Raw genomic sequence first — 14508 nt, 5'->3', positions numbered from 1 at the left:
GTGACGCCAGCAATTGTTTTAAAGCTTCGAGTTCCATTTTGTGACTCCAAGATATGATAAAGAGGAAATGGAGCAACTATTATATTTTTCCTGCGATTGAAAATCCATTTAATTTGAAGAGGATACTAATTTATTATATATAGAATTTCAGCATTAGAAGAATTGTAATTGTAAGAGAAGCACATTAGTGCATGTTTGTAAATAGAATACTTGGGGAGTATTCATCAACAGGGGTTTCATCTGATTGAGGGCTCACGGGATCATAATAACGGGCTCTCAATCAATCACCACAACCAGCAACAAATTTTGATTGCTTTTCTTACAATTGTACAAAGAATATGTGGGAGTATTCTTTAAAGGGGGTTTCATACGATTGAGAGCCCATGGGATCATAATAACGGGCTCTCAATCAATCACCAACTTAATTTCAACTAACTTTTTAAACACTTTTTTAAACAAATGACAACTCGTATTGCATAGTGTAGATAGAATATCCACTATTGATAGAGTGTTCAATTATAGAATTCCCCCGAATGTTAATTTGACCCCTTACAAATATTTATATAAAGAGTTTTATAAATCACTCCATGGGTCTTTCCACAAATATTTTTGATAGTTATTTTACTATTCTATGATATATAAATTCTTTGATATCTTAGAAATTTTGCACTAACCAGTATAAAAACCCCTCAATATTAAAATTTTTTGATTATATGAAACTGTTTTTGGAACTTTCTTTTGCGTTGTTAAGTTTACTTTTGAATTTTATTTTAAGAGATTTTTACATATCCATTATATTTAAGCTATTATATTAAATAATCATGAGCTGTCGATCCTGATCTTCGATTCATTTCTCGAATTCGGGCATCCAACTTTGACATCGAATTTTGCTTTCAAGTTTTGACATTTCGTTTTGGCATCGAATTTTGCTTTCAAGTTTTGACATTTCATTTTGGCATCAAATTTTGCTTTCAAGTTTTGAGATTTCGTTTTGGCATCGAATTTTGCCAGCGGTTTTATTTTAAATCTAACTCTTCTATGAGGAATCTTATGGTCTCAGCTGAGGTCTCAGGTAATAAATCCAGAAAAGAATTTTGTTTCCAGAAAACTGCTCAACCCAGGGCACATAAAAAAGATACAGCATAAATCCAAGCTTCTGGAGTCTTCTCAGATAAGTGATTCAGTAGAAATTAATAAGGTTCTAATTAGCAACTCTCCATATTTTAAAATCGTATTTTTATAATTTTTTTAATTAGATAACTTTAGTTTTATAATTTTTTTAATTAGATAATTTTAGTTTCATAATTTTTATTAGGAATTACATTTCCATTAAATTATATGGTTGTGTGAATATTAGTTACTAATAAAACATTGAAAATCTTCTTAAGATTAGACCTTTAGATTATGCATTTTGGGGGAGGAGTTATGAGAACATATTTGACAGTACCATGTTTCTTGCTGGTGTTTTTTTTATTGTTGACGCCATTTAATACCGCAGCATCTGGAACAAATTCAGATTTATACCTTTCCGGAGTAGGGGCCGCAGACCCCCTTATTTTCGAAACCACCAGCACGACTGTCTACATAGAGGGGGAACTTTACAATAATGAATGCGCTAATATCTCCGTAACAACAAAAAACAACGGAGAAAAATTAATTGAAGACCATATTATTGTTTCGTTTCCGAATAATGAGGAAATATTGAGTATGGGAAGAAGCGGAGACAGGGTAGAATTCTATCCGCGTGGAAGTTCGATTGAGGGAAAAGACGAGATAAAAATTGATTCATCGGAATATCCTTTTGTTGACCTGGTAACGTCAGGCTGGGAAACCGGGCAAAACGAAACTCTCAACCTGAAGGTAAATCCAAATAAGGGTTTAAGGGATGTATTATTCCTGGTCAGAGCGGTATTGAAGAATGATTCAACCGGGAATTATGAGAGTTATCCCAAAATTTTGAGTGATGCGGACCAGCAGGGGTGGAACATTTATAAAAAACTGATAGATGTGCCCGATTCCCCTGATTTGAGAATCGAGGACGTTTCCTGGGAACCGGCAAATCCATGCGAAAACGAAAATGTAACATTTAAAGTTACGCTGATGAATGTAGGTCTTGCACCATCTGGAAATTGCAGTGTAAAATGCTACCTGAATGGGAATGAAATCTCTTTCTCCCCGATTTCCGGACTTGAAGCGGGTTCGAAAACTTCCTTTACATTCAACTGGGTCCCAACCAGTCCGGGAAACATGGACTTAAAAGTAGTTGTAGATTCGGAGGAACAGTTTTTCGATTTTAGTGAAGAAAATAACGAAAAAGAAGGGATATTTAAAGTGACACGCTTCACGACCTCTTCATCCTCTTCTTCTGGTTCGTCTTATTCAAGCTCCGGAGGTGCCTGCGGCTCTTCAGAACCTCCCAGCAATGTTGAGATAAAAGAACTCGACCAGCAGTTTATCAGCAACTACAACCATGCTAAATTCGTATTCGCAAAAAATGTAACCCCAATAGCTTACATTGAATTCGACCCCAAAAAGACCGTCGGGAAAACTACAACTATTGTCGAGACCCTTAAGGAAAAATCCACCCTGGTAACGGAACTGCCCTCCGGGAAAGTTTATGAAAACACAAATATATGGGTCGAAACCGAAGGGACTGCAAGCCCCGAGAACATTGAAAACGCAATTGTCGGCTTCAAGGTCGAAAAAACCTGGATTAATTCAAATGGCGTGGATTCTTCTTCTGTCAAACTCTGGAAGTTTGAAGACGGAAAATGGATAGAACTCCCTACCAGCCAGACAAGTGAAGACAATGATTACGTCTATTATGAGGCAGATACTCCAGGGTTCTCGGCCTTTTCAATAATGGCCCTTTATCCGGAAGACGATCCAGAAACGTATCGTGCTCTGGTAAATTCTGTAGAGGATAGGGATTTCAGGGTAGTTTCCGAGGCTTCAGGCGAGAAAGAGTTTGATGTTATCGATTCTGAAGCAGGGGAGAATAATTTCGGAATTTTCGGAAGCCTGAAAAAAGTATGGTGACGAAAAATGGTAACAATAGTAACTAATATAATCATCTGATACTATCAATTAATATATTCATATAAAAGCTGGAGATTGACTAAAGTGGCACTTGTGACTAGAACTGAGCAAATTCAATTTAAATCAGAAACAATCTCAGGACTAGCTCACGCATCCAAAAACCTGTTTAATACTGCCAACTACATAATACGACAAAGATTCTTTGAAAATGATAAGCTTTACCAGGAAACTGGTGAAAAGGGTGAAGGTATCTGGTATAAACAGCTTTACTCAATGCTAAAAAACACAGAGCAGTACCGAGCATTGCCAGCACAAACAGCTCAACAGGTACTTAAACTACTGGAAAAAAGCTGGAAATCGTTCTTCAAAGCATTAAAAGTATACGCAAAATCTCCGGAATTATTTCTGGGACGACCTAAACCACCCAAATACAAACATAAAGATGGGGAAGACATCCTGGTATTCACAAACCAGCAGTGTAAAATCGTTAATGGTATACTCAACTTCCCAAAAGTGGTAAACCTTGAATTAAAAACCAGGTTAGTTGATGTGGACCTCAGAGAAGTACGGGTAATCCCAAACGCAAATAAGTATACGTGTGAAATCGTGTACGACAAAACAGTTTCTGATAATGAAATTAACTCCAGTCGGGTTTTGGGAATTGATCTTGGCGTTCGCAATATTGCAACTATCGCAAATAACTTTGGTGCAAAACCAATTGTTGTTAAGGGTAATACTGCAAACAACATTAATCAGTTCTATAACATGAAAAAAGCCAGGATTCAGCACATATACGATCTGGCTAAAATTAAATGGGGTAGTAAATTAGCAAAACTCGACTTCAAACGAAATAACATGATAAAGGATTATTTCCACAAACTTAGCCGTAGAATAGTTAATTACGCTATCAAAAACAATGTCAAATCAATCATAATTGGCAAAAACGAAAACTGGAAGCAAGATGTCAACATGGGACGAAAAACCAACCAGAAATTTGTTCAGCTTCCCCTGGCCAGGTTAATTGAGATGATCCAGTACAAAGCTCAGGAAGTCAACATAGAAGTTGTTCTTCAAGAAGAGAGCCATACATCAAAATGTAGTTTCCTTGATAACGAACCTGTAGAACACAGAGCTAAATATGTAGGCAGACGAATCAAACGGGGTTTATTCAAATCTGCAACTGGAATAATTATCAACGCCGATGTCAACGGAGCTCTGAACATCATCAGGAAAGCAACTCCAAAAGCATTTGCAGACGGAGTGGAGGGTGTAGGGTTACACCCAAAGAGATGTTTGATAACATCTTTTGAAGATATTTGATCACATTTTGATCATTTTTGATAACCTGGCTGCAGTAGTTATACTTGCTGCAGCAATTCTGGCTGGCTATGGGATTCCAGGAAAAAGGAGTTAGGGCTTAACTTTCTATTTTTTCGTTCTTTTTTGGATTTTGATAATTTTCTAATTTTCTGCAGTTTATTCATTTTCAGAAGAGTTCTCTGCAGTTTCAAATGGAAAAGTTAGGACGAGCTTACATAAACCCGCCAAGCACCACTCCAAGCCCCATAACAGCCACACAGCCCACAGCTGCTATATCGGTCTTATTCCAGGTAAGCTGATTTTTCTCAACGCTCTGCCGACTCCTGTAGCCTCGCATGTCCATGGTCAGGCCGAGCACCTGGGTCCTTCCAAGGGAATTTGCGACCAGGGGCACCAGGATCGGCTTTACACTCATAATTTTTCCGCGGAGGCCTTTCCCGGGGTTGTAGCCCCTTGCGAGCTGGGCTTCATGGATGCGCTGACCTTCTATCTGGAGGCTAGGGATGAAACGGAGGGCGATTACGAACATGAGCACATAGTCTACAGGGATATGGATTGCCAGGAGGGCTTTCATAAGGTCACTTGGCTTTGTGGTGACCACCAGGAGCTGGAAGGCAAAAAGCATTGCAAAGAAACGGAGGGAAAGGACGGTTCCAAAGTCCAGAGCTCCGGTTGTGACCGGGACAAGCCCTCCGGCTGTAAGGATACCGGCAGGGATCAGGTAGCCGACAGTTTCCCCGCTTTTCAGGGTGAAAACGGTGAGCAGGATCAGGGTAACGCTCAGGAAGACCAGGAGTTTCAGCTGCTTGAGGAGTTCCTGCTGGAGCCCGGCTCCTAAGGAAGCCAGAAAAATCCCAAGCACCATAACGGCCAGAACTTCAGGGTTTGTTGTGAACACGCCAAGGGCTATTATGCCCGTTACTGCAGCGATCTTCGAAAGCGGGTTCATGCGGTGTAAAAAACTGTCCCTGTTTATGTACTGCATAATCTCTTTCATGCGCATGTGCCTCCTCTAACACATTCTTTACTGACACATTCTTTACTGGAAAATTTCCTGTTAACCGAATTTTCCACAATTTTTCCGGACTCCATACGAATGACCCTTTCGACATGGTCTCTTACTATCTGCAGGTTATGAGTCACCATGACTATGGTATGGCCTTCCTGCTGGAGCTTTCGCATGAGCTGCATCATCCGGTCTGACTCTTCGGCATCCAGGCCTGTTGTGGGCTCGTCGAGCACTAACAGTTCGGGCTTCATTGCAACTACGCAGGCAACAGCCAGCCTCTGCCTCTCCCCCCGGCTCAGGTTGCGGGGGAAGACTTTCTGCTTTTCACCAAGGTTTACGAGCTCCAGAGAATGGAGAATTGCCCTTGCTGCTTCAGGCCCTTTCACTCCAATATTATTCAACCCAAAATTGATTTCAGCTTCAACGGTATCTTCAAAGAGCATGTTATCCGGGTTCTGGAAGACCAGGCCTGTGTGCTTCACTAGCTCGTTTATGGGAACCATGGAGGCATCGAGCCCCTTCACGGTAACGTTTCCGGAGTAAGGGCGCAGAAGGCCGTTGAAATGTTTCACAAGGGTAGTCTTGCCCGAGCCGTTTTCCCCCAGGATGGCGACGAGCTCCCCGGGGTAGATATCAAGGTCAATGTTATCGAGCGCCAGGACTTCCCCATAACGCTGGGTTAGTTTCTTTACGGAAATAATCGGCTGTCCATCATTTTTTGAAAGGGGAAGGCTTGTTGTACTTTCCTCATGTGTGTGAAAGGTTGCTTTAAAGTCCGAGGGGCTTTTAATGGCCTTTATTTTGCCCTTTTCAAGAAGCACGACTCGATCCCCTATTTCCAGGAAGTCATCTATGTTGTGGTCGACGATTATGATCGTCTTTCCGGCTTCTTTTAAACGCTTCAGGATGGAAAAAACTTTTCTTACGGCTTTTGTATCCAGTTCGGCTGTAGCTTCGTCAAGAATCAGGACTTCCGTATCCAGGGCAAGGGTTGCTGCAAGGGCAACTTTCTGCTTCTGTCCTCCCGACAGGGTGTGGGGAGCCCGGTGTTTCAGGTGGCTGATTTCACAGAGTTCCATTACCTCTTTTAGCCTGCGCCCTATTTCAGCTTCGGAGTGGAAGCGGTTTTCGAGCCCTGAGCGGATTTCTTCTTCGACGGTTGTGAAGATAAGCTGGGACTCAGCATCATCAAAAACCATTCCCATATGCCGGCTCAGTTCCTTCATGCCGTCAAAGCCTCTGATATCCTTTCCTTTGAAAGAGAGATCTCCTTCGATCCGCCCCCCGATTTCATGGTGGAAAATCCCTGCCATTGCAAAGGCAAGCGTTGTTTTTCCTGCTGCGCTGTGTCCAGTGACAAGGAGCAGTTCACCGTCCGGGATTTTGAGGTTGATGCTATCCAGAGCTGGGGTTCCAGCTGTGCCATAGGTATACGAGAAGTTCCTGAGTTCGATCATGCTTTATGCTTTCCCCCGGGCAAGTACTTTTGAAGCAGGAACATAGAGTATCTGGACAATAACTGCGTTAGCGATTGCAGTTAATACGACAATAGGGATAATAGTGGCTATGAAGGCTCCCATAGTGGGGAACTTGGAAAGGATTGTAGGGGCAACCATAAGAATTGCAACAATTACAAAGCTTGTCCCGCTGGCAAGAGTCCCTAGCAGGGTTGAAAGAGCCGGAGAGATTGACAGCTTGTTACTGAGAGCTTTATATGTGAACAGGCATGTGACTGCCCCTATTGGTTCGCTGATAAGGTTTGCAGGTGGGAAAATGGAATGGCTGAGAAGGGCACATACGATGCCTGCTACAATCCCTATCCCAATAACTTCCGTGAATTTGGGTACGACAAGGATAATTGCAAGACAGTAAAAGGCTATTACGAGATTCGAGACTATGGGTCCCGGGATAACAAGGGATAAATAGCGTACGATTGCGCCGACTGCAAGCAAAATTCCAATAATAGCAATATCCTGAGATTTCATTAAAACCATCTTCCTACATCAGTTTTCAGGAGAACGTTCCTGAGTATATAAATACCACAAATAAGTTAAATTTCATAAATCGGTTAAACAACAATCAGTTAAACATCATAAATTGATTAACATAACAAATCAATTATACAGTGTAGTACAATAACGTATAATGTTGTACATTAGTATATATACTTTACGCTTTATCAACCATTTTCGCACTTTTTTCCGTGCCTTTACGCGCCCCCTTCCTTAGCTGTCCATAAATATGTCCATAAAATACTCTGGTTTTCGATAGATTCCGGAGGAATTTCTTACAGCCGTGGAGAGCTTCCGACAGGAAAGTGGCTCTGATAGGAAAGTGGCTCTGATAGGAAAACTGATCATGAGACAGGACATAAGATTAACAAAGACTATTCTGGGGTGTTGCATGTCTTCGGTGGAGGAACGTGACCTGGCTGAAGTCAGGATGATTGAAGAGGGATTCAGGAAAGCCTACGATGGAGATGCTAAAGGGGTGGCAGATGCTTTTAGCAGTCTGAGGGATTTCGCAGTGCAGTTGATACATCTGGATATTACTGCAGAACACGAGCTCGATGCAAAAGCTCTGATAATTGCTATGGGAGACATAGGCAGGATGACTGCTGAAAAAGGAATGGAGATTGCATCCATAGCCTCAGTTCGCTCTCTTGGAGAAGTGGCTGTTGAGGCTGCAGATCAGAAAAGAGAGTCTCTTGCATTAAAAGCACTTTCCGGGCTTGGAGGGCTTGCCCTGGAATTAGCAGGAAAGGGAATGGATGCTGTGGCAAGAAATGCAGCCGAATCCCTGGGAAACATCGGGAAAGAATCTGCAAGGGCAAAAATGGAGGTTCTGGCAAGCCTTTCCGAGATATATCTTATGCAGTTATCCATGAAAGCAATGGAAGAAAACCTCTCCGAGACCCGGGATGCTGCCGTAAACCTCCTCGGAGAAATAGGAGCTTCTTCAGCCGGGAAGGAAATGGAGAATAGTGCGGTCGGGGCTGCAATCCTTCTTGAGGAACTGGGTACTGCTGCTGTAAGAAAAAGAGATGAACCTCAGGTAGAGATTGTGATCCAGACACTTGGAAAGCTGGGAAAAGCTCTTGATCGACAGGATTCTAAAAATGCACTTGTCCAGATTGTATGGGCTCTGGAAACCCTCCGGGTCCTTGCACTGGAATATGAGATGGAAACGGCTGTTGCTGCAGGGAAGCTGGCACTGGAATCGTTAAGTACAGCAGGAGTCCCCGATGATGAACAGAACCTGGAAAAAATCCAGGAAATAATGGATTTCCACCAGCGTATCCTTAGAAGAAATTGACTTACAGTAACTGATATAGTAACTGATCGACAAAAAGTTGATGATCGACAAAAAGTTGACCTGTAAAAGATGGAAGGAAAAGACAGGGCAGAGGACTCAGGAACTGAAAGAAATCCAGGCAGGTCCTGCATTTCTCAAAATGAGTGTGAATTCCAGGCAGGTTAAGAGATATTAAAATAGAATACGGAAGTTAACTTCAATTCTTCAGACATAGTTTCAACTTCACAGCTCAGCCTCAAACAAAATAATTTTTAAGATTTATTACAAAAAAATACCCAAAAATCTATATTTCACATTACACAAAAACATATTAGAAAAAGAAATTAAAACATATTAGAAAAAGAAATTAAAACATATTAGAAAAAGAAATTAAAACATATTAGAAAAAGAAATTGGGATTTGGTGCTCCGGCCGGGATTTGAACCCGAGTCTTCGGCTCGAAAGGCCGGAATGATTGACCGGACTACACTACCGGAGCACATTGCATCTCACAGCGAGGTCAACAATATACCTTGTAATATATAAATCTGTCCCCTCTCTGCGAGCTTATTGCGCAGTTTGTTAATCAAACAAAGTTTATCTGGTCTTATATTTAGGACAATGTTCACTATTTTTTACCAAGTACCCCATTACGGGCTGAATAATATTTAGTAAGAATACTATATTCAGGGCTCAGAAATGTAGGAAAGCACGGTAAAAGAGAGAAAGTAGTGAACTACTCCTATAAAGCATCGAAACTTTTGACCTTATGACCCGTAAATCAAACTCGAGTAACAAAGATGCAAGAACAATAAAAATATCCAAAAATACCTTTATCACATTAAACAAAAACATATTAGAAAAGAAAATTGGGATTTGGTGCTCCGGCCGGGATTTGAACCCGAGTCTTCGGCTCGAAAGGCCGGAATGATTGACCGGACTACACTACCGGAGCGTTTTGGTTGTACTTAAGTGAATTTAATTTCCCTTATCGAAGGGGATTCTTCAATAAGGGGTTCTCATATAAATAGTTGTCCATTGTGGACAACTATTGAAGAGTATCAGTTAAGATCTGTTACGATCTTTTAAGACCTTTCAGGTTTCTTTAGACCTTTCGGGTTTCTTTAGACTTTACCAAAGTTTTTGATTTATCTCAATTGTCGTTCAGATCTCTTCTTCAATTTTACCATCATCTTCAATATCCATGTCTTCTTCGGATTCTCCAGATTCCTCAGCATTTTCTACCATAAGGTTTTCGATCCATTCGCTGAGTCTTCCGCAGTACTCGGGCTCGCAATCCCCGGTACAACCAGTACAGGCTGAAAACAGATCCCTGGAGAGCAGAAGATCGTATTTCTCTTTGACCTCCTCTTTTGCTTTCAGGAGGTATGTCCGTGCTCCGTTTGAGACTCCCACCTCACGGATAATAAGGTCCTTGTCCAAAAGCTTTTTTATGATTCTGGAGCATTTTCTGCTGTCGATATCCAGCTCTTTCCAGATAACATTCTGGAAAACGCCGTCTTTATGTCTTCTTATTATATTGTATGCTTCGTCTTCAAGATCCATGCCTGCTTCCACACTAATGAGGTTCCTTCTTCAGACGTTTCAGTCTTCAACAGGAGTGATCAGTATGATGTTATTGCCCCGAAGTACTACAGAACCAAGGGAGCGGACTTTTTCCCCTTTTACGATCTCCATTGTATCTACAAGATGAAGATTCATATAGTCGTCCACACTCTTTAGAGTGCCTTCAAGCAAATTAAGGTCGCCTTTCATTTCTACCTGGATCCTCGATCCAACGATTTTCTGAACTTTTTTATTTGGGAACAAAATTAAACCCTCGCTTATTTATTATGGATTTTCGGTTCCCCGTACTCCCGGGTTCCTGCTTCTCTTATTCCAAAGCCGGCGCAGGGCAAATTGTGTCAGGGCTCTATAAGCATTTACAATAAGCCTGCTGCCTTTATCAGCTGCTTTCTGCCAGCAACTGAAAAACAATTCCAAATCGTCACTCCACCGGCTCTTAAGAAAACTGAAATTACATATCCTTTTCAGAGATATATAACCATCGATGTAAGGGAGTGTAAGGAGAGCCTGGTGGATATCTCAAAAATTAAAGAGTTGAGAGGTTAAAACGAAGTGAAACCTGCACCAAAAAGAAAGTAAGTTAAAATAGGTTAAGTACTGCAATCCTACATTTGGGTAGTCTTTATAATTTTATGCAGCCTTAACACTCTAAAACTCAGACTTCCGGATCAGGCTATTCTGCGGGTATTAACCACGTTATATCTGACTTCAACAATAACCTGAACTTAGATGTAACCCTGAATATCAGTGCTTTCATCAACTTTTACGGACTCTTTTTTGGTCATTCTCGGAATCGATCTTGAAATGGGCCCGAAAACGGATTCGTACTCGTTTATGTGCTGGGTCAGCCAGCGGTTCAGTTCAAGAGCTGCAACCGGAGAAAGTATCACTTCGGTTTCAACACGCCTTTCGATAACCCTGGACTCTGAGGCGTCCCCGAACATCTTCGGAGTATCGTTGTAAAAACCGATCCTGAAATCGTAAGGGCTGTGCCCACCTGCAGCTCCTATTGCATATATCTGCCGGAAGTCTTCAGGCTTTAGAAACTCAATTGTGATACTCTTTTTCCCTTTTTTGGAAGCTTCACTTTCAATATTTTCCCTGGATTCGACATTTTCAGCCATAAAAATTACCTCTGTGATTTGTTCTCGTGAGAACCCCGGTATCCGGGCCCTGGTTTTTACCAGTTATCCAATATACTGACAGGCCACTCTTTGCAAATTATTTTTCTCGGTGTGAACAGGAATATTTACCTCTTCATAACTTATAAATCACTTGTCTACAAAAACTTTTATGATTTGTTCAGCCCTGGACTTTCTTCTTAAGCTTTTTTGCTTCTTCTGTGACTCCCTTTTTCGAATGGACCCTTGCGATCAGTTCCACAGCATCAAGGTTGCGTACTGCACCGTCCAGATACCCAAAAACATCGCCCTGATATGCGGAAATGCCGTACTTATCCTCAAGTATCTTAATTATCTGGGAAGGGTCCATACCTTCCATACGCAGCCGGATAATCTTCTCCGAAAACTTCTGTTCTGCGCACCCGCAGTAAGGTGAGTCTCTGCACGTGCAGGTTAAAAAATCCGAGGCAAAGTTCAGCATAAGTACCCTTATTTTTTGGTCCAGCTGGGACAGAGATTCTCCGTCAAAGACAATATCAAGGGCTGCTCCCTGAAAAACCCTCGAAGGCATGTTCACATGAAGAGAGCTTCCGATCTGGTTTGAATACTTGAAGTATGCAGCATCGAAAAACTCCAGATTGGTTACAATTTTAATGGGACTGTTGTCCGCAAGCACGGCATCTCGAATCAGGAAAGCCTTGGAGACCGGAAGGAAATGGGCTGCAATAATTTTCCCGAATAGGGTAAGTGTTACTTTATTTCCCTTTTTCTCAAGGAATCTGTAGCTCTGGAGGCGGGAAACCAGTTTATCCAGGTCAAAGCCCCCAAACATAAGGGAATGAATCTTCCTTAAGTCCTGGACCGAAGAGGTAACAGCAACTGATGCGAGAACCTCTTCAAGCTGTTCAGCTTCCCCATACTCGACTCCTGCAGAGAGCATCTCCCCCTGCAGTAACTTGATTGCAACCTCTTCTTCAGTATCGGACTGTGAACTTGAATAGGATTTCCCTGGCACGGGCATGAGCACGACAATGCCCCGATCGTGATAATCAGGTCTGCCTGCCCTTCCGCTCATCTGCAGGAACTCCTGGACCGAAATCCAGTCTATGCCCATTGCAAGGGATTCGAATATAACCTGAGAAGCCGGGAAATCCACTCCGGCTGCAAGGGCAGCAGTGGTCACAACTACCGGAAGCTCCCCTTTTGCAAACATGGTTTCCACCTTTTTTCGTTCATACTGCGAAAGCCCCGCATGGTAAGGGGAAGCCTGGATTGAAAGAGCTCCTGCAAGCTTATGGCAGTTTCTCCTTGAATTCGTAAAGACTATTGTCTGTCCCCTGTGTTTTTTCGAAGAGAACATTGAATACTCTTCTTTTGCAAGCTGGGAAATCAGGTTTGACTTTTCGTTTTCCTGGCAGAAAAGGAGATGCCTGTCAAGGGGAACCGGCCTGTGGTCATAGCGGATAAGCTGGGCTCCGAGTTTCTTTGCATAAGCTTCAGGTTTTACAACGGTTGCAGAGAGGTAGATGAACTGGGCTTCAGGCGCAGCATAGCGAAGCCTTCCGATAAGCCCGTCCAACCTGTGCCCCCTTTCCTGGTCTTCGAGTGTATGTACCTCATCTATAACAACAGTCCCTATTTTGCCAAGAAAATCAGCATTTCCTGAGCGGAGCATGTGGTCTACGCCTTCATAGGTTCCCACAATTATATCCGCATTCGGGCTTGTATGCATTTTCACCCGCTGAGAGGTCTTTATGAGAATTGCACCGATCTTTATGGAGGTTGTGATCCCGAGCTTTGAATAACGTTCCGTAAACTGGTCGTACTTCTGGTTTGCAAGAGCTACAAGGGGAACCAGGTAAAGCATTTTCCCTTTTTTATCCAGCAGGTTCTGGACCCCTGCCATCTCCCCAATCAGAGTTTTTCCGGTTGCGGTTGCAGAAACCACAAACTGGTTTTTTCCTTCCAGAAGCCCGGCTTCTACAGACAACGCCTGCACGGGCAGCAGGGTCTCGGATTTCTGGAGAAGCAATTCTTTGAACTTTTTTGCAAGAGGGAGGCTCTTTACCCTGACCGTGGATTCGTAGGGTTTTGTCCTGATAGTATCATAACGTGTGAACTCAGGGTCCAGCCTCTCAGGGCTCAGCATACGGATTGTCCTGTCAAGATCTCTTGTTTTGTGGAGAACCTGCTCAAGGAAATCAACCGATTTTTCGCCGTACGGCGCATCTGCTGAACGGACTGCCCGAATTAATTCGTCTTTTGCACAGTCTTCACAGATGAGCTCATCGTGGTACTTAATGGACTTGCTGTTAACAAAGTTAAAACGTTTATTGAGCCAGCAGTGTTTACAGATCTTCACCCTATCTGCACTGAGTTGAAAGGCCTTGAGCATTTCAAGAAAAGCCACTTCATTAGCAGGGTTCCCTCCTTCTGTGAGCATAATCCGGTTTGCACTGCGCAAAAGTTCTATGAACTGCTGGGGAGGAATGAACTCCTCATTTTTGCCGGTCAGAAGCCGGATTTTATGAGGTCGTGGACCTTTATAACTGTCCTTTATATGGAGCTCAGCTATGGAAAGCGGCTGCTTCATCCGGTCCTTTATAGTCATCACTACAATTTTTGATTTTTCAGCATAGCTTAGGACCCAGAGCGTCATTGTTTATCCTGATATGTGAATGATATAAGAAAGCTTCCTTTCGGAGTTCGAAAAATGATAGTATTCTGCCGTCGTTCGGTCTTCTTGCCGTCTAAGACTACAGCAGCGCCTGTGAAAATATAGGTAAAAAATACGATTACGTTTTTCAGTAATTCTTCCAGAGTAAAAACATTTTTCAGGGCATCCCACCTGATTATTCCTGTAGTGTATGCCTTCCTGAGTACTTTTTTCAGAGTATCTCCATGTATCTCCGTATATAGCATCTATCGTATTTATATTTTATCACTTATGTATTATATAATCGTTGTTTTGGTTTGTTTCATGAGAACAAAAATCCTGATTTTCAGAACACATGATCTTCGGTTGAGCCAGAATATAGGTTCAGATGAACAGGAAATTAAGCTCGATAAAAAGACCGATTTAAATAGAGAAGTTCAGTTGAGCAGCAGTTGAGTTGAATAAAGAGGTGGGAAGAGGCG

Annotated in this window: 10 protein-coding genes and 2 tRNA genes; 3 read left to right on the top strand and 9 right to left on the bottom strand. The window is 42.3% G+C overall.

Annotation, left to right across the window (positions count from 1 at the left end):
• The first annotated feature begins 1476 nt into the window (after nucleotides 1-1476).
• Complete coding sequence (locus PHF18_RS13070; protein ID WP_300103560.1) at nucleotides 1477-3039, top strand: PGF-pre-PGF domain-containing protein; 1563 nt, start codon at nucleotides 1477-1479, stop codon at nucleotides 3037-3039.
• An 84-nt stretch (nucleotides 3040-3123) separates the two neighbouring features.
• Entirely contained in the window at nucleotides 3124-4359 is a 1236-nt protein-coding gene (locus tag PHF18_RS13065; RefSeq protein ID WP_300103559.1) for a transposase, read from the top strand.
• 211 nt (nucleotides 4360-4570) lie between these two features.
• On the opposite strand, the gene PHF18_RS13060 is transcribed toward PHF18_RS13065, so the two are convergent.
• From PHF18_RS13060 to PHF18_RS13050, 3 genes are read right to left on the bottom strand one after another with little or no spacing between them, the layout of a single operon-like run.
• Nucleotides 4571-5356, bottom strand: a complete 786-nt coding sequence (locus PHF18_RS13060; protein ID WP_300103558.1) for an energy-coupling factor transporter transmembrane protein EcfT — start codon at nucleotides 5354-5356, stop codon at nucleotides 4571-4573.
• Complete coding sequence (locus PHF18_RS13055; RefSeq protein WP_300103556.1) at nucleotides 5353-6825, bottom strand: ABC transporter ATP-binding protein; 1473 nt, start codon at nucleotides 6823-6825, stop codon at nucleotides 5353-5355. Before PHF18_RS13055 ends, PHF18_RS13060 begins: the two co-directional genes overlap by 4 nt.
• Before the next feature lie 3 nt (nucleotides 6826-6828).
• Entirely contained in the window at nucleotides 6829-7353 is a 525-nt protein-coding gene (locus tag PHF18_RS13050; protein ID WP_300103555.1) for a hypothetical protein, read from the bottom strand.
• Nucleotides 7354-7663: 310 nt separating this feature from the next.
• On the opposite strand from PHF18_RS13050, the gene PHF18_RS13045 reads away from it, so the two are divergent.
• Nucleotides 7664-8683: a hypothetical protein gene (locus PHF18_RS13045; RefSeq protein WP_300103553.1), complete on the top strand. Its 1020-nt coding sequence runs from the start codon at nucleotides 7664-7666 to the stop codon at nucleotides 8681-8683.
• Nucleotides 8684-9083: 400 nt separating this feature from the next.
• On the opposite strand, the gene PHF18_RS13040 is transcribed toward PHF18_RS13045, so the two are convergent.
• From PHF18_RS13040 to PHF18_RS13015, 6 genes are all read right to left on the bottom strand, one after another.
• A tRNA-Glu gene (locus PHF18_RS13040) sits at nucleotides 9084-9161 on the bottom strand.
• Nucleotides 9162-9539: 378 nt separating this feature from the next.
• Nucleotides 9540-9617 (bottom strand) — tRNA-Glu (locus PHF18_RS13035).
• A 209-nt stretch (nucleotides 9618-9826) separates the two neighbouring features.
• Complete coding sequence (locus tag PHF18_RS13030; protein ID WP_300103551.1) at nucleotides 9827-10228, bottom strand: Lrp/AsnC family transcriptional regulator; 402 nt, start codon at nucleotides 10226-10228, stop codon at nucleotides 9827-9829.
• Between the two features lie 39 nt (nucleotides 10229-10267).
• On the bottom strand, nucleotides 10268-10492 hold the full coding sequence (locus PHF18_RS13025; protein ID WP_011034307.1) for an LSM domain-containing protein: 225 nt from the start codon (nucleotides 10490-10492) through the stop codon (nucleotides 10268-10270).
• Nucleotides 10493-10974: 482 nt separating this feature from the next.
• The gene (locus tag PHF18_RS13020) at nucleotides 10975-11373 is read right to left on the bottom strand and encodes a DUF3467 domain-containing protein (protein ID WP_300103532.1); all 399 of its coding nucleotides are present in this window, start codon (nucleotides 11371-11373) and stop codon (nucleotides 10975-10977) included.
• A gap of 178 nt (nucleotides 11374-11551) precedes the next feature.
• On the bottom strand, nucleotides 11552-14029 hold the full coding sequence (locus tag PHF18_RS13015) for a DEAD/DEAH box helicase (RefSeq protein ID WP_300103530.1): 2478 nt from the start codon (nucleotides 14027-14029) through the stop codon (nucleotides 11552-11554).
• Between the last annotated feature and the right edge of the window lie 479 nt (nucleotides 14030-14508).

Source organism: Methanosarcina sp. (genome assembly GCF_028693135.1).
In the GTDB taxonomy this organism is placed as follows: domain Archaea; phylum Halobacteriota; class Methanosarcinia; order Methanosarcinales; family Methanosarcinaceae; genus Methanosarcina.
Note: the sequence above shows the minus strand (reverse complement) of the source record. Positions and strands in the feature narration are given on the sequence as shown.

Coding starts and splice junctions, on each gene's coding strand:
- PHF18_RS13015 (WP_300103530.1), bottom strand. CDS start 14,029: ATGACGCTCTGGGTCCTAAGCTATGCTGAAAAATCAAAAATTGTAGTG.
- PHF18_RS13030 (WP_300103551.1), bottom strand. CDS start 10,228: ATGGATCTTGAAGACGAAGCATACAATATAATAAGAAGACATAAAGAC.
- PHF18_RS13020 (WP_300103532.1), bottom strand. CDS start 11,373: ATGGCTGAAAATGTCGAATCCAGGGAAAATATTGAAAGTGAAGCTTCC.
- PHF18_RS13060 (WP_300103558.1), bottom strand. CDS start 5,356: ATGAAAGAGATTATGCAGTACATAAACAGGGACAGTTTTTTACACCGC.
- PHF18_RS13055 (WP_300103556.1), bottom strand. CDS start 6,825: ATGATCGAACTCAGGAACTTCTCGTATACCTATGGCACAGCTGGAACC.
- PHF18_RS13050 (WP_300103555.1), bottom strand. CDS start 7,353: ATGAAATCTCAGGATATTGCTATTATTGGAATTTTGCTTGCAGTCGGC.